17 protein-coding genes are annotated in these 20,538 nt (G+C 72.5%); 6 read left to right on the top strand and 11 right to left on the bottom strand.

Features of this window, described 5'->3' with window-relative positions; all coding sequences use genetic code 11:
* The first annotated feature begins 104 nt into the window (after positions 1-104).
* Positions 105-1,295, top strand: a complete 1,191-nt coding sequence (locus HDA43_RS03765) for an SLC13 family permease (protein ID WP_179818316.1) — start codon at positions 105-107, stop codon at positions 1,293-1,295.
* 64 nt (positions 1,296-1,359) lie between these two features.
* On the opposite strand, the gene HDA43_RS03760 is transcribed toward HDA43_RS03765, so the two are convergent.
* The 6 genes from HDA43_RS03760 to HDA43_RS03735 form a co-directional block, all read right to left on the bottom strand.
* Positions 1,360-2,301, bottom strand: a complete 942-nt coding sequence (locus HDA43_RS03760; protein WP_179818315.1) for an inositol monophosphatase family protein — start codon at positions 2,299-2,301, stop codon at positions 1,360-1,362.
* A gap of 56 nt (positions 2,302-2,357) precedes the next feature.
* Positions 2,358-3,092, bottom strand: coding sequence for a hypothetical protein (locus tag HDA43_RS03755; protein ID WP_179818314.1), 735 nt, complete (start codon positions 3,090-3,092; stop codon positions 2,358-2,360).
* A 9-nt stretch (positions 3,093-3,101) separates the two neighbouring features.
* Positions 3,102-4,112, bottom strand: coding sequence for a hypothetical protein (locus tag HDA43_RS03750; protein WP_179818313.1), 1,011 nt, complete (start codon positions 4,110-4,112; stop codon positions 3,102-3,104).
* Between the two features lie 188 nt (positions 4,113-4,300).
* A complete protein-coding gene (locus HDA43_RS03745) occupies positions 4,301-5,074 on the bottom strand; it encodes a sporulation protein (RefSeq protein WP_179818312.1) in 774 nt (257 codons plus the stop codon).
* A gap of 222 nt (positions 5,075-5,296) precedes the next feature.
* Positions 5,297-6,577: an SPFH domain-containing protein gene (locus HDA43_RS03740; protein WP_179818311.1), complete on the bottom strand. Its 1,281-nt coding sequence runs from the start codon at positions 6,575-6,577 to the stop codon at positions 5,297-5,299.
* Complete coding sequence (locus HDA43_RS03735) at positions 6,574-8,274, bottom strand: SPFH domain-containing protein (protein ID WP_179818310.1); 1,701 nt, start codon at positions 8,272-8,274, stop codon at positions 6,574-6,576. Before HDA43_RS03735 ends, HDA43_RS03740 begins: the two co-directional genes overlap by 4 nt.
* A 486-nt stretch (positions 8,275-8,760) precedes the next feature.
* Here HDA43_RS03735 and uvrB point away from each other — a divergent pair, with 486 nt between their 5' ends.
* The gene (gene uvrB / locus HDA43_RS03730; RefSeq protein ID WP_312872963.1) at positions 8,761-10,872 is read left to right on the top strand and encodes an excinuclease ABC subunit UvrB; all 2,112 of its coding nucleotides are present in this window, start codon (positions 8,761-8,763) and stop codon (positions 10,870-10,872) included.
* 118 nt (positions 10,873-10,990) lie between these two features.
* On the opposite strand, the gene HDA43_RS03725 is transcribed toward uvrB, so the two are convergent.
* From HDA43_RS03725 to HDA43_RS03710, 4 genes are all read right to left on the bottom strand, one after another.
* A complete protein-coding gene (locus HDA43_RS03725; RefSeq protein WP_312872961.1) occupies positions 10,991-11,860 on the bottom strand; it encodes an ion transporter in 870 nt (289 codons plus the stop codon).
* 441 nt (positions 11,861-12,301) lie between these two features.
* On the bottom strand, positions 12,302-12,916 hold the full coding sequence (locus HDA43_RS03720; RefSeq protein ID WP_179818309.1) for a hypothetical protein: 615 nt from the start codon (positions 12,914-12,916) through the stop codon (positions 12,302-12,304).
* Positions 12,917-13,089: 173 nt separating this feature from the next.
* Complete coding sequence (locus tag HDA43_RS03715) at positions 13,090-13,680, bottom strand: DUF4126 domain-containing protein (RefSeq protein WP_179818308.1); 591 nt, start codon at positions 13,678-13,680, stop codon at positions 13,090-13,092.
* Between the two features lie 195 nt (positions 13,681-13,875).
* Positions 13,876-14,541, bottom strand: a complete 666-nt coding sequence (locus HDA43_RS03710) for a TetR family transcriptional regulator C-terminal domain-containing protein (protein WP_218911587.1) — start codon at positions 14,539-14,541, stop codon at positions 13,876-13,878.
* Positions 14,542-14,602: 61 nt separating this feature from the next.
* On the opposite strand from HDA43_RS03710, the gene HDA43_RS03705 reads away from it, so the two are divergent.
* Positions 14,603-16,084, top strand: coding sequence for an MFS transporter (locus HDA43_RS03705; protein WP_179818307.1), 1,482 nt, complete (start codon positions 14,603-14,605; stop codon positions 16,082-16,084).
* Between the two features lie 132 nt (positions 16,085-16,216).
* Here the strand turns inward: HDA43_RS03705 and HDA43_RS03700 are convergent, their stop codons facing one another.
* Entirely contained in the window at positions 16,217-16,990 is a 774-nt protein-coding gene (locus tag HDA43_RS03700; RefSeq protein WP_376770488.1) for an acyltransferase, read from the bottom strand.
* Positions 16,991-17,162: 172 nt separating this feature from the next.
* Here HDA43_RS03700 and pyrG point away from each other — a divergent pair, with 172 nt between their 5' ends.
* The 3 genes from pyrG to HDA43_RS03685 all read left to right on the top strand — a co-directional run bounded on the left by pyrG (position 17,163) and on the right by HDA43_RS03685 (position 20,482).
* Positions 17,163-18,833: a CTP synthase gene (pyrG, locus tag HDA43_RS03695; protein WP_179818305.1), complete on the top strand. Its 1,671-nt coding sequence runs from the start codon at positions 17,163-17,165 to the stop codon at positions 18,831-18,833.
* Positions 18,834-18,955: 122 nt separating this feature from the next.
* Positions 18,956-19,543, top strand: a complete 588-nt coding sequence (locus HDA43_RS03690) for an NUDIX domain-containing protein (RefSeq protein WP_312873377.1) — start codon at positions 18,956-18,958, stop codon at positions 19,541-19,543.
* Positions 19,544-19,555: 12 nt separating this feature from the next.
* Positions 19,556-20,482, top strand: a complete 927-nt coding sequence (locus HDA43_RS03685; RefSeq protein WP_179822715.1) for a tyrosine recombinase — start codon at positions 19,556-19,558, stop codon at positions 20,480-20,482.
* Positions 20,483-20,538 lie beyond the last annotated feature (56 nt).

The raw sequence follows: 20,538 nt of genomic DNA, 5'->3' as shown, positions 1-20,538 counted from the left end.
CCCCTCGCCGCCGTCCAACGGGAGTCCAGTATCGCCCGCCGTACCGGCGATACGAAGGGGTTCGATCAAGGACGGACGTGCGATCTTGACCGGCCTCGTGGATCATGGTCGGTGTGCTGCGGCGACTGAGCGTTCTGGACTGGATTCGGATCGGCCTGCTGGCGCTGGGTCTCCTGTCCGTCCTGACCGGCCTGCTGCCCATCGGGGACGCCCGGGCCGAGCTGACGCGGATAGCGCCCATCCTGCTGTTCCTCGGCGCGGTGATCGTGATGGCCGAGCTCGTCAAGGAGGCCGGGGTCTTCGACGTGATCGCGGCGAGGCTGGCGGCGGCCGGGCGGGGGAACTACGCGGCGCTGTTCCTGCTGTGCACCGCCTTCGCCGCCCTGGTCACCATGTTCCTCAACCTCGACACCACCGCCGTGCTGCTGACGCCGGTCATGCTCGCCCTGGCCGCCAGGACCGGCATCGCCGCGCTGCCGCTGGCCATGACCACCGTCTGGCTGGCCAACACCGCGAGCCTGCTGCTGCCGGTGTCGAACCTGACGAACCTTCTCGCCATGGACCGCCTGGGCATGTCCACCAAGGAGTTCGCCGGGCGGCTCTGGCTGCCGCAGGCCGCCTCGATCGCGGTCACCATGGTCTTCCTGTGGGTGTTCTTCTGGCGGCGCGGCCGGCGCGGCGCCGGCCGCTACGTCCCGCCCGGTCCCGTCCCGGTCGCCGACCCGCTGCTGTTCCGGGTCGCGGCCACGGTGTGCGTGCTGTTCATCGCCGCGCTCCTGCTGGAGCTGCCGATCCAGCTCGCCGCCCTCGCCGCGGCGGTGCTGATGATCGCCGCCTTCGCCTGGCGCGACCGGTCCAAGCTCACCCTCTCCCTGTTCCCCTGGCAGCTCCTGGTCTTCGTCACCGGCCTGTTCCTGGTGGTGCCCACCCTGAGCCGGTACGGCCTGGCCGGCCTCATGGGCGCGCTGACCGGCACGGCGGGCGACACCGGCGGCGCCTACCGGGCGGCGGTCACCGGCGGCGGGCTGGCCAACCTGATCAACAACCTGCCCGCCTACACCGCGGTGGAGGAGGTCGTCCCGCCCGGCAACCGCGACCAGCTCCTCGCCCTGCTCATCGGCACCAACATCGGGCCGGTGATCACCCCCTGGGCGTCGCTGGCCACCCTGCTGTGGTTCGAGTGGTGCCGCCGCCGCGCGGTGCGGGTGCCGCCGCTGACGTTCGTGCTGGCCGGGGCCGGGCTGGCGGTGACCGGGGTGGCCGCCGCCGTGGCCGCGCTGCTGCTCACCGCCTGACGTCCGCGAGGGTCCGTGGGGGGTCAGCGGGGAATCCGGCGGGGGCCGTGGGAGTCGGCGGGGGTCACGGCGCGGCCTTCCGGACGGCCCCGGCCTCCTTCAGGACCTCCTCCAGCAGCTCCTCCCGCAGCCCGGCCCGCCCGGCGACGAAGTCGCACCCGCTCCCGTCCAGCGGGACGCGGTCGAACGGCGCGCCGTCGAAGCCGCCGACCACCGCCCCGGCCTCCCGCGCGATCAGCAGGCCGCCCGGCAGGTCGACGACCCCGGTCCGGTAGCCCACGATCCCGTCGATGTCCCCCCGGGCCAGCATCACCCAGGCGAGCAGCGGGGCCCACAGCCGCAGCACCCGGCGGGCACGCAGGTCGAGCGCCGCCTTCAGCGCCGTGGCCACGGGGTCGCCGCGCCGCACGCCGTACCCCTGGACCCAGGCCAGCACCGGGCCGGAGCGGCCGGGCCGGTACGGCGGAGCCGACAGCGGGCCCGCCGGGCCGACCGCGCCCCGGCCCCGCACGGCCGACCAGGTACGGCCGGTCACCGGCTCGTGCACGACCCCCAGCTCGGGCCGCCCGCCGCGGCACAGCGCCAGGCCCACGGCGTACAGAGGCAGGCCGATCGCCACGTTGTTGGTGCCGTCGAGCGGATCGATGACCCACGTCCACTCCGACCCGGCCTCACCCAGCACGCCCGCCTCCTCGGAGATCACCGCGTGCCCGGGGAACGCCGAGAGGACCCGGCCGACCAGCAGCCTCTCCGACGAGAGATCGAGGTCGGTGACCACGTCGCCGTCGTCGCCCTTGGGGTTGACCACGAGGGCCGCCCGGGTGCCCTCGGTGATCAGCCAGCCGGCCGCCCGCGCGGCGTCCACGGCGACCCGGCGGGCGCGCTCCAGATCCGTCGGCGCGGCGGCGCGATCCCCGTCCCGCTCCACGGCGCCGTCCCCGGCGTGCTCCCCGTCCCGCTCCACGGCGCCGTCCCCGGGGCGGCCCTCGCTCGTCTGCCGAACCATGTGGTCCTCCTCGGTCGTGTCGTGGGCCGGCGCCCGCCGGTCCGCCCGGTGGGCGGTCAGGACAGGCGTCCCGCCGCGTGCAGCGCGGCCCGCGCGGTCTCCCGCGCGTCGCAGCGGTGGCGGGGGACCAGGTGGGCGCCGAGCCCGAGCGGGCCGAGCGACAGGTCGCTGCGGCCGGGACGGCCGTGGCCCAGCGCGATCGTGGCGGTCTCCCCGCCGGGCACGACGCTGGAGTGGAACACCCCGGCGGGCAGCGTGTAGGTCTCGCCCGGCCCGTACACCTCGCTCACCCCGGGGGCGCACCGGACGGTGCGCGGGGTCGGCAGGATACGGTCGCCGCCCGCGTCGCTGACGACCTCGAAGACCCGGTGGGTGGCCCCGGGCGGGACGGTCGTCCCACCGTCTCCGGCCGCGGCCTCTCCGGTGTGCCCGGGGGTCCCGCCGGCCGCGCCCGCGGCGCCGTCCCCCGCGCCGCCGCCCGCGTCGCCGACGTCGGCGCGCACGTTCTCCACCCGGCCGTACAGCACGTGGCTGACCAGGTCCCAGCTGTGGCAGTGGATCTGGGAGGTGGTGGAGGCGGCGCGCGGCAGCGCGCCGGACCAGATGTGCAGGCACACGCCGTACTCCCCGGTCCGCTCCAGCGGCAGGCAGAGGAACCCGAGCGGATGGCGGACCCCGGCGACCGGGGAGGCGCCCGACGCGATGTCCCGCAGCACCCGCCCGGCCCAGCCGCGCAGGGCCTCGCCCCCGCGGCCGCCGGTCATCTCCTCGTACAGCTCCTGGTATCTCATCTCGTCCCGTCAGGGGTAGGGATTCTTGGCCCGGAGCGCCTTGCGCGTGAGGTCGGCGACATCCCTGTCGGTGTAGGACCGGGGGAGGGGCAGGCCGAGGGTCTCGAACAGCTTGCGCACCTCCTCGATCGTCGGCTCGTCGCCGAGCGGGACCGACCTGGCCAGCTCGATCGGCACCCGCCTGGCCTGCTCCAGGCTGGCCATCAGCTCGGTGGTGCAGCTGTCGTAGTAGAAGGACCGCCGCCCGGCGAGCAGCGCCCGCCGCGGGTCCTCCCCGGTGATGATCAGCGAGGAGGCCGACAGGTCCCAGCGGAACGTCGTCATCGTGGCCGACAGCCCGATGTGGATCTCCAGCAGGCCGAACCGCTGGTGGTACCAGCAGCCCGCGAGGATGGTGGCGAACGCCTCCTTGCGGGTGCGCTCGGCCGTCCAGACCTCGCCCGTGCCGTCCGGCTCCTGCGACATCGACCGGCGGAAGCGGGCGTACGCCTCGCAGACCCGCTCGTCGGCCGGGTCGATGATCTCCAGGCGCATCAGCAGCGCGCGCCGCTGCGCCCGCGCGGCCGCCACGCACTCGGGCAGCGTCACCGCGCGGAGGTACGTGCCCGTACCGCCCTTGAAGGTCCAGCGGTCGGTGCCGGCGCGCGCCTCCGCGTGCGCCTTGGCGATCTCCTCCGCGCCGTTGAGGACCTTGACGACCGACAGGTCCGCGAGGGCCCGCCCGGCCTCGGAGACCACGCCCTCCAGGCGCTGCATCCGCTCCGGCAGCGTGGAGGTCCTGGCGAAGCTCTCCCGCATCGCCGTCTCGGCCGGCTCCTGGCGCCAGCGGTCACGCAGGATCGCGGTGGTCAGCAGGGCCAGCACCAGCAGGGTCCCGGACTCGATCACCTGGTCGCGCACGGCCTTGTCGATGGCGTCGTCCAGCAGGCCCACCACGCCGACGCCCACCGCGAGGAGCAGGGCGATGAAACCGTCGGCGTTCTTGCCGAGCCATGTCCCGAACCGTGCCATCCGACCCATGCGCGCTCCGCCCGTCCGCCCGCCCGTTCACCGGGCCCACCGGCCCGTCCGCGGTCCCGCCCGATCCGCCTCGGTTCACGCTTCGCCCGCGGTCCCGCCCGGGTCGGATGTCCCCGCCGTCATAGTAGGACCGGATCCCGCCGCGCTCCAGGCACGGAACGGGCGGGACCCGGCCGCGGGGGCCGGTCCTAGAACCAGCCGCGCCTGCGGGCCATCGACTCCAGCCCCGCGCGCAGCGACTGCTCCACCTGGCCCGGGTGGTCGTCGTGCCGGACCGTGAACCGGTCGTAGGTGTCACCGCCGGAGGACAGGAAGCCGCCGCGCTTGTCGGCCTCCAGGATGACGTCCATCGAGTGCGGCCCGGTGATGAACGTCAGCTCCAGCTCGCTGAAGTGCCGGCCGTACTCGTGGCCCGCGTGGTACTCGATCTCCTGGAAGAACGGCATCCGCGAGCCGCGCAGCGTGCCCCGCTCCAGGTCGGCCTTCTTGAAGTGGAAGCCCATCCGGCTCAGCGCGCCGAGCACGTTGTCCTGGGCGGGCAGCGGATTGACGAACAGCGGGTCGAGGTCGCCCTTGTCCAGCGCCCCGGCCAGGGCCAGCTCGGTGGCCACGCCGAGCCGCATGCCGCGCAGCGGGTGGCCGCCGACGGCGCTGATCGGGGTCTCCCACGGGACGGCGATCTCGAACGGCGCCGAGTGGGCCGCGCCCGCCGCGAGCCGGAACGGCCCGGCCACCTGCTCGCGCAGGAAGCTGTAGGTCGCGTGGTGCTCGTTGTCGCCGCTCTCGACCTCGACGACCGCGGTGAAGTCGATGAAGATGCCCTCGACCTGGTGCTCGGAGCCGCCGCCGCGGAAGTCGACCCGCCCGCGCAGGATCTCGCCGGGGCGGACGTGGGAGTTCTGCAGGATCGTGTCGACTTCGACGCCCGCGCCGAACGCGGCCATCAGCTTGCGGAAAACCATGGGTACTCCCCGGATGTCATCTGATGTGAGGTGGAACGCGCCCGGTCAGGGGGCGCGGGTCGGAACGGGTCTGCGATGGAACGCGCCCGGTCAGGGGGCGCGGGTCGGAAAGGGGCTGGAGCGGGGCGCGCCCGGCCGGGACGCGCGTGGCCGGGACGGAACCGAGGCGGGACGCCCCGGCCGGGGCGGGGTCCGGCCGGGACGGGCTCATCCGGGACGGGCTCAGCCGGGCTGGGTGGACGGCCTGCCCTGGCCGTTCACACCGTTCCCGCTCCCGGCGCCGCCGTCGCCGATGCCGCCGATCCGCGGCAGGAGCTGGGCCAGGAGCATCGTGGACAGCGCCGACGAGTCGCCGGAGGTGCCGTCGGTGCGGACCACCAGGGGACGCGGGGCGCTCTCGGCGAGCCTGGCCCCCACGTCGAGGCGGCGGCGGGCCAGCTCGTACTGGAGCACGGCCCGGTTGTCGCGGTAGGAGTCGGCCAGCCTGCGCAGCCCCCGGGCCTCGTTCTCGGCGGAGGTGAGCTCGGCCCGGCCCTTCGCCTCGATCTCCCAGCGCACCCGCTGGGCCTCGGTCTCGTGCTCCTCCAGCATGCGGGCGACGTCCTTGCGGGCGGTGTTGGCGGCGGCCCGCACCTCCACGATCCGCGCGTCCCGCGTCTTCTTGGCGCGCTCGATCTCCATCAGCAGGGTGTCGATCCGCCGCTTGCGGGTGAGCTCCCACTCCCGCTCGAACGCCGACAGCTCCTTGGCGACCTTCTCCCGGGTGGCCAGGTGCTGCTGGTAGGCGTCGGGCAGCTGCACGTCGGGGATGTTGGCGCCGGTGATCCGCACGCCGTACCGGCCGAGCTGGCGGGTCAGCAGCTCCTGCATGTCGCCGACGTCGGACCCGCGCAGGTCGTAGGCGCGCTCGGTGTGCACCCTGCGGCTGCGCTGGCGGATGGCGTCCTGTACGGCGCTGCTCAGCACGAGGTCGAAGTTGCTCGCCCCGATCGTCCGGACGAAGGCCACAGGGTCGACGATGCGGAACTTCAGGAAGAACTCGATCGACTTCAGCGGCACGTTCTCCGCGGTCGGGCAGGCCACGATCGGCGCCGAGTAGGGGATCTCGGTGGAGGTGTCCACCACCGCGTCCACCCGGTCCCACGGCAGCCACAGGTAGTGGCGGCCCGGGGGCAGGGTGCCGGTGATCGCGCCCCAGCGGCTGCGCACGCCGGTGGTGCCCTCCTCGATCTCGATGATCGCCCGTCGCCACACCCAGACCAGCGAGGCCAGCAGCAGGACCACCGCGCCCACCGCGGCCAGGAAGGAGATCAACCCGCCGGCCAGCACCGCCGTGCCGGCGAGGTAGAGCGCGGCGAACGGCAGCGTCAGCCAGGCGAAGCCGCGGCGGTCCTTGGGGATGACCACCGGGACCAGCCGGCCCGACTCGCCGCCGCGCAGCAGCTGGCGGATCTCCGACCAGGAGGCCAGGGATTCCTTGATCTTGGAGAACTCCGCGCTCATCGCACGTCCTCACCTTCCCGGGCCGCCGGCCCGCCCTGCGCCTCGGCCGCCCGGAGCGCCCGCTCCGACGGCTCCACCCGCCCCGCCTGCGATGTCCCGGCCGGGCCGGTCCCGCCCGCCGTACCGGTGCCGCCTGTCCCGCCTGTCCCGCCGCTCGCGCCGCCGGTCTCCGGAGCCGGGTTCAGCAGGGCGGCGATCTCCGACCCGCGCTCCTCGACCCGCCTGCCGATCTCGGTGACGCGCGCCCTGATGGCCGCCATGTCCTGCTCGGAGAACAGCTGCGTGTCCCGGCTGCCGACGAGCTGCCTGGCCAGGGTCAGCAGGTCGATGTCGGGCCGCTCGCCCACCTGCACCATCCGGGGCAGGTGGGCGGCCACCGCCTCCAGCTTGTCGAGCAGGTCCTGCTGGAACCGGTAGTCCAGGATCTCCGGCGCCTGGGCCGCGCTCAGCGCCCGGATGTCCAGCGCCTGCGCCTCCAGCAGCGCCGCGTTGGCCTTGGCGGTGGACTCCGCCTCCACCAGCCGCTGGCTCGCCTGCGCCTTGGCCTGGTAGGAGGCGCGCTCCAGCGCGGTGTCCATCCGGGCCTGGTATCCGGCGATCTCGGCCTGGATGGCCGACAGCTGCTCCTGCAGCCCGGCGAGCTCCCTGACGAGGTCTCCCTCGTTCTGCTCCTTGCGCAGCTGCAGCTCGTACTCGTAGGTGTACGCCTCCTTGGCCACCCTGATCATCTCGGGGGCGGCGAGGTCCATCCGGTACTCCTGGCTCGTCGGCTCGGCGTGCGTGATGTTCACGTCGGTGAGCCGTACGGCGGGCAGGAACTGCTGGTTGAGGCTGTCCAGCATGCCCAGGGTGCTCTCGCCGACCAGGTCGTAGATCTCCTCGGCGCGCTGGGCGTAGATGAGGGAGCGGGTGACCTCGCTGATGGCGTTCTGCAGCTTGGCCTGGAAGCCGCCGACCGAGCCGAGGACGAAGATGAACTCGGCCGGGTCCTCGATGCGGAACTGCAGGAACAGGTCGACGCTCGCCTTGACGCCCTGCTGGGTCGGGGCCTCGCTGATGGGCGCGTTGAAGGGGTACTCACGGGTGGTGTTGACGATGTAGCTGACCCGCTTCCACGGGTTGAACAGCGTCACCCGGCCCGGCTCGGCGATCTGCACGAGCTTGCCGAACTTGGTGATCAGCGCCTTGGCGCCCTCGGGGACCATGACCACGCTGCGCCGCCACCACAGGAACGCGGCGGCCAGCACCAGGACCAGCCAGTAGTGCGGGCCGAACAGCACCCGCGCGCCGTCGGGCAGCCCCGTGGCCACCAGCCCGGCCAGGCCGAGGACGGCCAGGACCACCAGCGGGACGATCAACCGCGCCGTCGTCCCCTTGGGGATCACCACCGGGGAGATCACATGGGCGGGCCGTCCGTCCGGCCCGGCCGCGGTGAAGCTCCGGCTGAGGATCTCACCGGCCTCGGCCAGCGAGGCGCTGCGGGCCTCGATGACCGTCCCGGTGGAGATGTCCTGGTCGCGGGCCGCGGCGAAGTCGGCCGGATCGAGTGCGAAGCCCTTCTCGCCGGGCGCCTGGCCGGTGAACTGGCCCGCCAGCCGGCCCATGGCCTGGCCGGCCATCTGGCGTGGGTCACCTCCCTGTCCCATCGCCTGGGCGGCCGCCGCAGCGGTCCGCATGACCTGTTGTGACCGGGACATCTGACCTCCGGGGGGGTTAGTCGTACGAGATAGTCCGATATATCAGTCTTTGGGGGATTCTGTTCGGCGTATCACGGCGAGGCGCCGGGTGGTGGAGCCGTATCCGGCAGTGAAGTCCGCCGGGCTTGACGTCGGCTTGCCACCGGATTGAAGCCGTCCGGCCCATCCTGGAAGCCACCCGTCAACCCCGTGTCTCCGTCCCGCGTCCTCGCCCGTTCGGACGCCTTTTTACGCTCTCTTTACGCCCAACGCGCCCGGAGGGCCGAAGGTGCCCGTACGGCCGGACGGATCGTGGACGCGCGGCCCGCCGTACGGCCGGGGCGGATCGTGGACGCGCGGCCCGCGCGCCGTACACGCGCGCCGGGCCGCGCCCGTGAGGCCTGGCTCGGCACTGAGGATCCCCGCGCCGTCCGCGCACGCCGGGCCGCGGTCGGCCGGCCGGGCGGGCGGACGGAAATGTCGGTGGGCCCGCCTACAGTGGGTGGAGTGAGGCCGGTAACTGATTTGCAGCGCAAGGTGGCGCCCTTCCAGGTGGTCACCGAGATGACCCCGTCGGGCGACCAGCCCGCAGCGATCGCCGATCTGGAGCGGCGCGTGGGCGCGGGGGACAAGGACACCGTCCTGCTGGGCGCCACGGGCACCGGCAAGACCGCCACCATCGCCTGGCTGATCGAGCGGCTGCAGCGGCCGACCCTCGTCATCCAGCCCAACAAGACGCTCGCCGCGCAGTTCGCCAACGAGCTGCGCGAGATGATGCCGAACAACGCGGTCGAGTACTTCGTCTCGTACTACGACTACTACCAGCCCGAGGCGTACGTCCCGCAGAGCGACACCTACATCGAGAAGGACTCCTCGATCAACGACGAGGTCGAGCGGCTGCGCCACTCGGCGACCAACTCGCTGCTGACCCGCCGCGACACGATCGTGGTGGCCTCGGTGTCGTGCATCTACGGCCTGGGCACCCCGCAGGAGTACGTCGACCGCATGGCCCGCCTCCAGGTGGGCCAGGAGATCGAGCGCGACCGGCTGCTGCGCCGCCTGGTCGACATGCAGTACACCCGCAACGACCTGGCCTTCACCCGGGGCACCTTCCGGGTGCGCGGCGACACCATCGAGATCATCCCGAAGTACGAAGAGCTCGCCGTGCGCATCGAGATGTTCGGCGACGAGATCGAGAAGCTCTCCACGATGCACCCGCTGACCGGCGAGGTGATCACCGACGACGACGAGGTCTACATCTTCCCGGCCTCCCACTACGTCGCGGGCCCGGAGCGGATGGAGAAGGCCATCGCCGGCATCGAGGCCGAGCTGGCCGAGACGCTGGAGAGGATGGAGCGCCAGGGCAAGCTCCTGGAGGCGCAGCGGCTGCGCATGCGCACCACCTACGACCTGGAGATGCTGCGCCAGATCGGCACCTGCTCCGGCGTCGAGAACTACTCGCGCCACATGGACGGCCGCGCCCCCGGCAGCGCCCCCAACACCCTGCTCGACTACTTCCCCGAGGACTTCCTCCTCGTGCTGGACGAGTCGCACCAGACCGTGCCGCAGATCGGCGCGATGTACGAGGGCGACGCCTCCCGCAAGCGCACGCTCGTCGAGCACGGTTTCCGGCTGCCGTCCGCGATGGACAACCGCCCGCTGAAGTGGGAGGAGTTCCTGGAGCGGATCGGCCAGACCGTCTACCTCTCGGCCACCCCCGGCCCCTACGAGCTGGGCCGCTCCGGCGGCGACGTGGTCGAGCAGGTCATCCGGCCGACCGGCCTGGTCGACCCCGAGGTGATCGTCAAGCCCACGACGTCGCAGATCGACGACCTCGTCCACGAGATCAGGATCCGCGCCGAGAAGGACGAGCGGGCCCTCGTCACCACGCTGACCAAGAAGATGGCCGAGGACCTCACCGACTACCTCCTGGAGCTCGGCATCCGGGTCCGCTACCTCCACAGCGAGGTCGACACCCTGCGCCGCATCGAGCTGCTCCGCGAGCTGCGCTCCGGCGAGTTCGACGTGCTGGTCGGCATCAACCTCCTGCGCGAGGGCCTCGACCTGCCGGAGGTGTCGCTGGTGGCCATCCTCGACGCCGACAAGGAGGGCTTCCTGCGCTCGGAGACCTCGCTGATCCAGACGATCGGCCGCGCGGCCCGAAACGTCTCCGGCCAGGTGCACATGTACGCCGACCGGATCACCCCGTCCATGGAGCGGGCGATCGAGGAGACCAACCGCCGCCGGGCCAAGCAGATCGCCTACAACGAGGCCCACGGCATCGACCCGCAGCCCCTCCGCAAGAAGATCGCCGACATCCTCGACTCGCTCAACCGCGAGGACGCCGACACCGAGCAGCTCCTCGGCGGCGGCGGCCGCCAGCAGACGCGCGGCAAGGCGCCCGTCCCCGGCTTCGCTTCCAAGGCCGCCGGCCAGCACGCCAAGGCCATCGCCGGGGAGATGCCCCGGGCCCAGCTGGAGGAGCTGGTCGCCTCGCTCACCGAGCAGATGCACCAGGCCGCGGCCGACCTGCAGTTCGAGGTCGCCGCCCGGCTCCGCGACGAGATCAAGGAGCTCAAGCGCGAGGTCCGCGACATGCGCGAGGCCGGCGTCTCCTGAGCCGACCGGCCGCCCCGGGAGCGAGACCTCTGGGGTGGCCCGAGGAGGTCCTTCCCGCTGTGAACCCCCATGGCGGGGAGGCGACGTCGTTCAGCAACGGCATGATCTGGTCCGTGGGCTAGCGGGGCCCGGCCATGTCGGAGGACTCCGCCGCGGCCTTCCCGCCGGGGTGCCGGTCACCGGCGGACGCCTGCAGTTCGTCGATCTTGGCGTGCAGGCGGGCCAGTTCCCCGGCGATGACGGTGAGCGTGTCCTCGACGCGCTGCTCCTCGGCCGAGGTGGTCTGGTCGTCCATGGCGTTGACGACGACGGCGATGAACAGGTTCAGCACCACGAAGGTGGTCAGCGGGATGTAGCCGACGAAGAACACCCACGCCCAGGGCTTCTGCCCCATCACCTCGGAGGCGATGTCGGGCCATCCCTCGCCGGTCATGACCTGGAACAGGGTGAACAGCGAGGTGGGAAGCTCGGCGAAGTACTGCGGAGCGGTGTCGCGGAACAGATGCGTCGCCAGCACCGCCGAGACGTACACCAGCAGGATGATCAGGCCGACGATCGAGAGCATGCCGGGGGCGGCCGCCATCAGGGCGCCGATGACCTTCCGCATGCTGGGTACGGCCGACACCAGGCGCAGCGCCCGCACGATCCGCAACGTGCGCAGCACCGAGGTGGAGGCTGACGCGGGGGCGAAGGAGACCGCCACGACGAGCGTGTCGAACCAGTTCCACGGATCACGGAAGAACGTCCCACGGTAGGCGTACAGCCGGGCGGCGAGCTCGGCGGTGAAGACGGCCAGGGTGACCCGGTCGACCACGTGCAGCAGGCCGCCGATCCGGTCGACGAGGAGCGAGGAGGTCTCGCAGCCGATGGTGACCGCGTTGAGGACGATGACGGCGATGACGACCCGCTGCAGGCGGGGGGTTTCGAGGATGCGGCGTACACGTTCCCGTGTCGATGCCCGGCCGGCTTCCGTAGGGGGAGGGATCACCGGCCGATCATCCCAAATCCGGCACGACACCTTTTCAGCGCACCAACGGACACCCCGTTCGGGCGGGAGAGCCGGGACGCCGCCCGCGGCAGGGAGAGGGCCGCCGTACGGTGGAACCGGGGCGTGGGGCTCCTACGGAGCCTTGCCTCCCATGTACGTGCTCAGGTCTAGGTCGATGTCCACGTCGAATCCGACGTACGTCCGCAGCCGTCCCCGGTGGATGCCGGTCGGCATGTACGCCCTGACGGAGGGCTCCAGTTCGAAGGCGTAGACGACACATGCCTCGGCACGTCAGGAGGAAGGCGGTCGAGCATGTCGGCCGTCCACCCGCCGGGCGGGCCGGGGTCGAGCCACTCCGGAAGCGCCGTGGTCATCCGCCGGCCTCCTCGGGCCATCCCGTCTACGAGCGGTGCGCGTTCATGATGACACGCTCCGCACTTCTCAGCGGGGCTCTTCCCGCTGGGGGCGGCTCAGCATCGTGCGGCGGTAGAGCTCGTCGATCTGGTCCAGCGGGTCGGGGGCGCGGCGGCGGGCCTCGATCTCCAGGTCGGTGCGGCTCTGGAGGTCGGCGATGACCCCGGCCGAGTGCGTCATCTGGTCGTTGAGCAGGTCGGCCCTGATACGGGAGCAGGAATCGGTCAGCTTGGCGTGGTGGTCGCGCAGCAGGCCGAACGAGTGGCGGTCGGAGTTGGACGGCATGCGGGCGTGCCGGGCGTAGAGGCCGAGCTGGGCGTCGAGCTGGTCGGCCTGCACGGCGATCTCGGCCATCAGGTGGGGCAGGTCGCCCAGGCCCCAGCCGTCACGCAACGCCTGCTCGACGGCCTGGCGGGCCAGGGAGACCTCCCGGCGCAGGTCGATGCGCATCCGCTCGGCCTCGGCGGCCTCGCCGGTGCCCATCGACGCCACGTGGGTGGCGACCCGGTCGCCGACCTTGCGGGCCTCTTTGGTGGCCTTCTTGCCGACCTTGACCAGGAGGTAGATCCCGGCCGCCGAGGCGAGAAGGACGAACAGCAGGATCACCAGCGCGATGGTGATGAAAGTGCCGATGGGAGCCACCTCCTGACGGGGGCGAGACGGATTCTTCGAGCATATCCCCGGGAGCACGGCCGGGGCGGAGCCATGGGCGGGAGGGTCCGGCCGTCCGGGCCGTCCGGCTCCCGTCCCGTCCGGCGCCGGGCCGGCCGGTGGGACGGGGCGCCGGGTGGAACCGGGCGGGGCCGGGGCCGGTGTCAGGCCGGACTTCGGCGCAGGGCGCGGCGGCGCCGTACCCTGCGGATCGCCCACCAGCCGAGCAGGGCGAGGATCGCCACCCCGACGATCACCAGGACCGGCAGGAAGACGGCGACCAGGCTCATGCCGAGCGAGCCGGCGTCCTCCAGGGTGCTGACCACGGGGGCGCCCACCCCGGCGGTCGAGACGTTGACGACCGGCCTGGCGGTGGACTTCATCAGGTGTACGGCCAGCGCGATCGCGATGCCCAGCACCCAGCTCAGCCAGGGGTTGTGGCTCATCCAGGTCGAGCCGTCGAGCCGGGCCGCCGCCTCGGTGGCGCTGAACACCACGCCGCCGGAGGCCGGGCGGACGACCGTCTGGATCATGTCGTTGACGCTGTCGACCGCCGGGACCTTGTCGAGCACGATCTCGGCGAGCAGCAGCACGCCGATGATCGCGAGCACCCAGCCGTTGGACAGCCAGGCGAACTCGTTCGGCAACCGTACCTCGTCGGTGAGGTTGGCGAGCACGCCGACGACCAGCAGCGGGATGTAGGCGTTGAGCCCGGCCGCCGTGGACAGCCCCAGACCCGTCAGTGCCGCGAGCATCGTGCCTCCTCCGTCTGTCGCCCTTCCCCCAACGAACCACCCCCGCGGAAAGATCCCGTGCCCCGGGCGGAGGGGCGGACACACGGACCGCGGCAGAGGCCGTGCCGTGGGCCCGGTGGGGCCGGATGGTCGTCCGGGGCGGTTCCCGGGCGAGGCCGATGGTCGTCCGGGGTGCTTCCCGGCGGGACCGTACGGTCAGGCGGCAGGGGAGAGGAGTGCGTCGACCACGCGGCGGACCTTGTCCACGGCGTCCCCCTCGCCGAGGCGCAGCGCGGTGTTGGCCGCGCAGAGCACCGCGTCGATCTGGAAGGCGGCCAGGTCGGCGTCCGGACCGGAGATCTCCCCGGACCGGACGGCGTGGCGCAGCTCACCGGTGAGATGGGCGAGCCAGTCGCCCCGGTGGCGGAAGAGCGCGTCGCGGACCGGCCCCGGCCGGCTGTCGAAGTCGGCGAGGTTCGCCACCCAGAAGCACCCACCCGGGAACAGCGGCGTCTCCGCGTAGGCGATCCAGTGTTCGACCAGCGCGCGCAGCCGGGCCGTCCCCCGGGGCGCGGTCTCCGCGGGACGGACGACCTCTTCGGTGAACACCTCGTGCGCGATCTCGACGGCGGCGAGCTGCAGGTTCTCCTTCGTCCCGAACAGCGTCTGGACCCCGCTCTTGCTGAGCTCCAGGTCGGTGGCGAGCCGGCCGAAGCTGAGCCCTTCGAGCCCTTCGAGTGAGGCCACGTCGACGGCGTGCCGGGCGATCGTCCGCCTGGCCTGGACGCCGCGCAGCAGGCGGCGGTCGGTCACCGTCTCGTCCGCCCGGACGGAGGGGCCGGCGCCGGCGTCCCGGCCCGGTCGCCGTACGAGATCGCTCATCGGCCTCATCCTGCCACACCTCCCGTTGCAGAATACGTACGTACGACCGTATGTTTATTTTATGAATGAGATCACGGAGTCCCCAGCGGAGCTCTCCGACCCCCTCCTCCCGTCCCCGGCCGACGCCGCGCGGTCGCCGACGTCGTCCGGCGTGCCGTGGCAGGTGGTCTCGATCATGATGGCCGGCACGTTCATGGCGATCCTCGACTCGTTCATCGTCATCGTCGCCGAGCCGGTGATCCAGGCCGACCTCGGCGCGTCCGGCGGCCAGCTGCAGTGGACGCTGGCGGGCTACCAGCTCACCTACGCGGTGCTCCTCATCACCGGGGGGCGACTCGGCGACCTGTACGGGCGCAGGCGCGTCTTCGTCCTGGGGGCGGCGATCTTCACGCTGGCCTCGGTCGCCTGCGCCCTGGCCGGAACGGCGAACGGCCTCATCGCGGCGCGACTCGCCCAGGGCCTGGGCGCCGGGGTGATGGTCCCGCAGGTCTTCGCCGTCATCACCGCGCTGGTCCCGGAGCGGGGCCGCCACCGCGTCTTCGGCGTTCTCGGCATGGTGATGGGACTGGCCACCGTCAGCGGTCAGCTCGTCGGCGGCCTGCTGATCGGCGCCGACCTGTTCGGCTCCGGATGGCGGCCGATCTTCTGGATCAACCTCCCCGTCGGACTCGCCGTGATCCTGGCGGCGGCCGTGCGGGTCCCCGAGACATGGGGGACCCGCGCGCGCCGGATCGACGTCCCCGGGGTCGTGCTCCTCACCGTCGCGTCGTCCCTGGCGATCTTCCCGCTCATCGAGGGCCGCGAGGCCGGATGGCCCCGGTGGACATGGGCCTGCTTCGCCGCGAGTGCCGTGCTCTTCGGGGTGTTCGCCCGTGTCGAGCGGAGGGTCGGCGAGCGCGGCGGCGACCCCCTGGTGCGGCTCTCCCTTTTCTCGAGGCGGCCGTTCTCCGTCGGCCTCGTCCTCGTTCTCGTCCTCTACGCCTGCATCACCTCGTACTACCTCGTCCTGTCGGTGTCGTTGCAGGACGGGCTGGGCATGACGGCGCTCGGGGCCGGGCTGACCTACACGCCGGCGGCGGCGATGTTCTTCGTCTTCAGCATGGTCGCGGGCAGGCTCGTGCCGAGGTACGGCCGCCGCGTGCTGATGACCGGCGCGGTCGTGCTCGCCGCCGGGTACGCCTCGACCGCGATCGTCCTGCTGTCGGGGGTACGGTTCGCGCCGGGAGCGGTCATCCCGACCCTCATGCTGCAGAGCGTCGGCGGGGGGCTGGTCATCACCCCCTCGCTCAACGCCGTCCTGGCGCGGATCGACCCGCGCGACGCCGGTCTCGCCTCCGGGGTGCTCTCCACCGCCCAGCAGGTCGGCGGCGCGCTCGGCGTCGCGATCATCGGGGTCGTGTTCTTCGGCTCCTTCCACCCCTCCGCCGGGGGTGCGGCCACGGCCGCGGCGCACGCGCTGGCGATGTCCTCGGTGTTCACCTGTGCCGCCGCGCTCGTGGCGACGGTGCTGGTGTGTCTCCTGCCCGGCGGCCGGCGCGGGTAGCGGACGGCCCGCCGGGCGCGGGCCGTCCCCGCCGACGGCGCCCCGGAGGCTCCATGGTCCCGCGGAGTCTCCGGGATCAGCCGGCGCCGAGGGGATCGGTCGGCGCTGACGGGACAACCCGTACCGACGGGATCAGCCGGTGCCGACGGGTTCGGCGGGCTCCGGGGGAGTGCCGGCGCCGTTCGAACCGATGCCGTGCGAACCGATGCCGTGCGGACCGATGCCGCCCGGGCCGGTGCCGTCCCCGGCGTCCGCCGATCCGGCACGGTCGGCGACCCCGGCGGCGAGGTGGGGCGGCAGCCAGCCGTGGCCGGGGACGTGGTGGCGGACCACCCTCGCCGGGACGCCGGCGATCACGCTGTGGTCGGGGAACTCGCCGCGGACCACGGCCCCGGCGGCGACCACGCACTGCCGGCCGATCCGGGTGCCCGGCAGGATGATCGCGCCGGTGCCCAGCCAGGAGCCGGAGCCGATCGCCACGGGGTTGTTGCGGGGCCACTGGCGGCCGATCGGGGTCTCGGGGTCGTCGTAGACGTGGTTCTGGTCGGTGATGTAGACGTAGGGGCCGGTGAAGACGTGGTCGCCGATGTCGATCGACTGGTGCCCGACGATGTGGCCGCCCCGGCCGATGGAGCAGTGGCCGCCGATCCGCACGACGCTGTCGGGGCCGAGGTCCACCCCGGGACCCATGCCGGCGGAGATGGAGACCCGCTCGCCGACGAGGGTGTGCTCGCCGATCTCGATCCACTGCTCGCCGAAGACGGCGCCGACGGGAAAGGCCAGGCAGGCGCCCTCGCCCAGGCGGCGGAACCGGTAGCCGCCGGGGCTGGCCGGGGTGACCGCGCCGGCCGCGCGGAGCGCGGACCAGCCGCGGTGGACAAGAGTGCCGAGGGCGCGCCTCAACACCCCATGTAGTGACATAGGGGGATAAGTTACCGTTCGAGGGTTTACCTGGGAAATGCGGGGCAGGGCAGGTGACGGGGCGGTTCGCGGCGGCCGTTTGATATTCTGAGAGCCCGTGGACAGTAGGCCCCCATCAGGGGGTGCCTGCAGCTCTATCGCGACCACGGGAGACTCCTTGCGCAGCGCCGCACAAACCAAGCATCTGTTCGTCACCGGCGGCGTCGCCTCCAGTCTCGGCAAGGGACTGACGGCGTCGAGCCTCGGGCGCCTTCTCAAGCTGCGTGGCCTGCGAGTCACCATGCAGAAGCTCGACCCCTACCTCAACGTCGACCCCGGGACGATGAACCCGTTCCAGCACGGTGAGGTCTTCGTCACCGACGACGGAGCCGAGACCGACCTCGACGTCGGCCACTACGAGCGCTTCCTCGACACCGAGCTGCACGGCTCCGCGAACGTGACCACGGGCCAGGTGTACTCCAACGTGATCGCCAAGGAGCGCCGCGGCGAGTACCTCGGTGACACCGTCCAGGTCATCCCGCACATCACCAACGAGATCAAGGACCGCATCCGGTCCATGGCCGGCCCCGACGTCGACGTGGTCATCACAGAGGTCGGCGGCACCGTCGGCGACATCGAGTCGCTGCCCTTCCTTGAGGCCGTCCGCCAGGTCCGCCACGAGGTCGGCCGCGACAACGTGTTCTTCCTCCACGTCTCGCTGCTGCCGTACATCGGGCCGAGCGGCGAGCTGAAGACCAAGCCGACCCAGCACTCCGTGGCCGCGCTGCGCAGCATCGGCATCCAGCCCGACGCCATCGTGCTGCGCTCGGACCGGCCGGTCGGCACCTCGATCAAGCGCAAGATCAGCCTGATGTGCGACGTCGACGAGGACGCCGTCGTCTCGGCCGTGGACGCCGCGAGCATCTACGACATCCCCAAGGTCCTGCACACCGAGGGCCTGGACGCCTACGTCGTCCGCCGCCTCGGCCTGCCCTTCCGCGACGTCGTCTGGAAGGAGTGGGAGCAGCTCCTGCGCCGGGTGCACCACCCGGCCAAGGAGGTCACGATCGCGCTCGTCGGCAAGTACATCGACCTGCCCGACGCCTACCTGTCGGTCACCGAGGCGATGCGCGCCGGCGGTTTCGCCAACGACGCCCGCGTCAACATCCGCTGGGTCAAGAGCGACGACTGCGAGACCCCCGAGGGCGCCGCCCGTGAGCTCGACGGCGTGGACGGCGTGCTCATCCCCGGCGGCTTCGGCGTGCGCGGCATCGAGGGCAAGCTCGGCGCGGTCCGGCACGCCCGGGAGAACAAGGTCCCGCTGCTCGGCATCTGCCTGGGCATGCAGTGCATGGTCATCGAGGCCGCCCGCAACCTCGCGGGCGTCGAGGACGCCGGCAGCACCGAGTTCGACCCCGAGACGCCGCACCCGGTGATCTCCACCATGGCCGACCAGAAGGACGTCGTCGCCGGCGACCGCGACATGGGCGGCACCATGCGGCTGGGCCTCTACCCCGCCAAGCTCGCCGAGGGCTCGCTCGCCCGCCAGCTGTACGGCAAGGCCAGGGCCGACGAGCGCCACCGCCACCGCTACGAGGTCAACAACTCCTACCGCGCCGACCTGGAGAAGATCGGCATGGTCTTCTCCGGCCTGTCGCCCGACGGCCGCCTGGTGGAGTACGCCGAGCTGCCCACCGACGTCCACCCGTTCTTCATCGGCACCCAGGCGCACCCGGAGTTCCGCTCCCGGCCGACCCGCTCGCACCCCCTGTTCAAGGGCCTCGTCGCCGCCGCCCTGGCCTACGCCGAGGCCCGCGGCACCACGGCGAAGGCCGGGCGGGGCAAGTGAGCGCCCCCGAGCCGCGGGCGGACCGTACGGACGACTCCGGGCGGGTGACGGCGGGCCGGGCGGACGCCTCCGCCGGTCCCGGGGTCCCCGAGGTCGTCGACGTTCCGGCGGAGTGGAAGGTCATCTCCTCGGCCGGGCACTTCTCCGGGCGGGTCATCACCGCGCTGACCGACCGGGTCGTCATGCCGGGCGGGGACGGCGAGGACGAGGTCGTCGCGCGCGACTACGTCCGCCACCCCGGGTCGGTGGCCGTGGTGGCGCTCGACGACGAGGACCGGGTCCTGATGATCCGCCAGTACCGCCACCCGGCCCGGCGGCTGCTGTGGGAGCTGCCCGCCGGGCTGCGGGACGTCGACGGCGAGCCGCTGCACGCCGGGGCGGCGCGGGAGCTGGCCGAGGAGGCGGGCTACCGCGCGCGGACCTGGCACACCCTCGTCGACGCCTTCACCTCGCCGGGGATGACGGACGAGCGGACCCGGATCTTCCTCGCCAGGGACCTCAGCCCCATCCCCGAGGGGGAGCTGGACTTCGTCCGGCGGCACGAGGAGGCCGACATGCCGGTGGTGTGGATTCCCCTGTCCGAAGCGGTTCGGCGTGCCCTGGCGGGAATGATCCACAATTCCCAGGCCGTGGCCGGTATTCTCGCCGCATACGCCGCTTCGGCGGACGCTTTCGCCTCTCTGCGGCCCGCCGACGCACCGGAGGCATGACGGGAGGACACCCTGAGCGAGACGGAGGCCGTCCTCGAGAGCTACCTCGCCCACCTCGCGGTGGAGCGGGGGCTGGCCGCCAACACACTGGCCTCCTATCGCCGTGACCTCCTGCGCTACACCGCGCACCTGAGGAGTCGCGGCCGCGTCACCCTCGGCGAGGTCGTCGAGGGTGACGTCACGGCCTTCCTGACCGCGCTCAGGGACGGCGACGAGGACCACCAGGCCCTCGTCGCCAGCTCCGTGGCGCGCGCCGCCTCCGCCGTACGCGGCCTGCACCGCTTCGCGCTGCGCGAGGGCCTGTCCCGGCAGGACCCCGCGCACGCGGTGCGCCCGCCGCGCCGCCTGCGGCGACTGCCCAAGGCGATCAGCGTGGCGGAGGTGGAGCGGCTCATCGCCGCCGCCGGGCCCGAGGGCGCGCCGCTCACCATGCGCAACCGGGCGCTGCTGGAGCTGCTGTACGGCACCGGCGCCCGCATCTCCGAGGCCGTCGGGCTCGCCGTGGACGACCTCGACCTGGGCGCCGAGACCCAGCGGGTACGGCTGCGCGGCAAGGACGGGCGGGTCCGCGCGGTGCCGCTGGGCCGCTTCGCCAGGGAGGCGCTGGGCGCCTATCTCACCCGGGGGCGCCCCCGCATCGCCGCCCAGGGCGGGGGCGGTCCGGGGCTGTTCCTCAACGCCAGGGGCGGCCGGCTGACCCGCCAGGGCGCCTGGGAGGTGCTCCAGGCCGCCGCCGAGCGCGGGGGACTGGCCGGAATCTCCCCGCATATCTTGCGACATTCGTTCGCAACACACCTCCTGGACGGGGGTGTGGACGTTAGGGTGGTTCAGGAGCTGCTCGGCCACGCCTCGGTGACGACCACGCAGGTCTACACCCTGGTCACGGTCGACAAGCTCCGGGAGGCGTACGCCGCCGCGCGCCCCCGCGCGCGGCATTGAGCTTGCCTGCGTTCGGGCGTGCCGCCTTGCCGCATACGTGTTGACGCCATAGTGTC

Origin of the sequence: Streptosporangium sandarakinum (assembly GCF_013409935.1) — a bacterium.
Classification (GTDB): Bacteria; Actinomycetota; Actinomycetes; order Streptosporangiales; family Streptosporangiaceae; genus Streptosporangium; species Streptosporangium nondiastaticum.
Note: the sequence above shows the minus strand (reverse complement) of the source record. Positions and strands in the feature narration are given on the sequence as shown.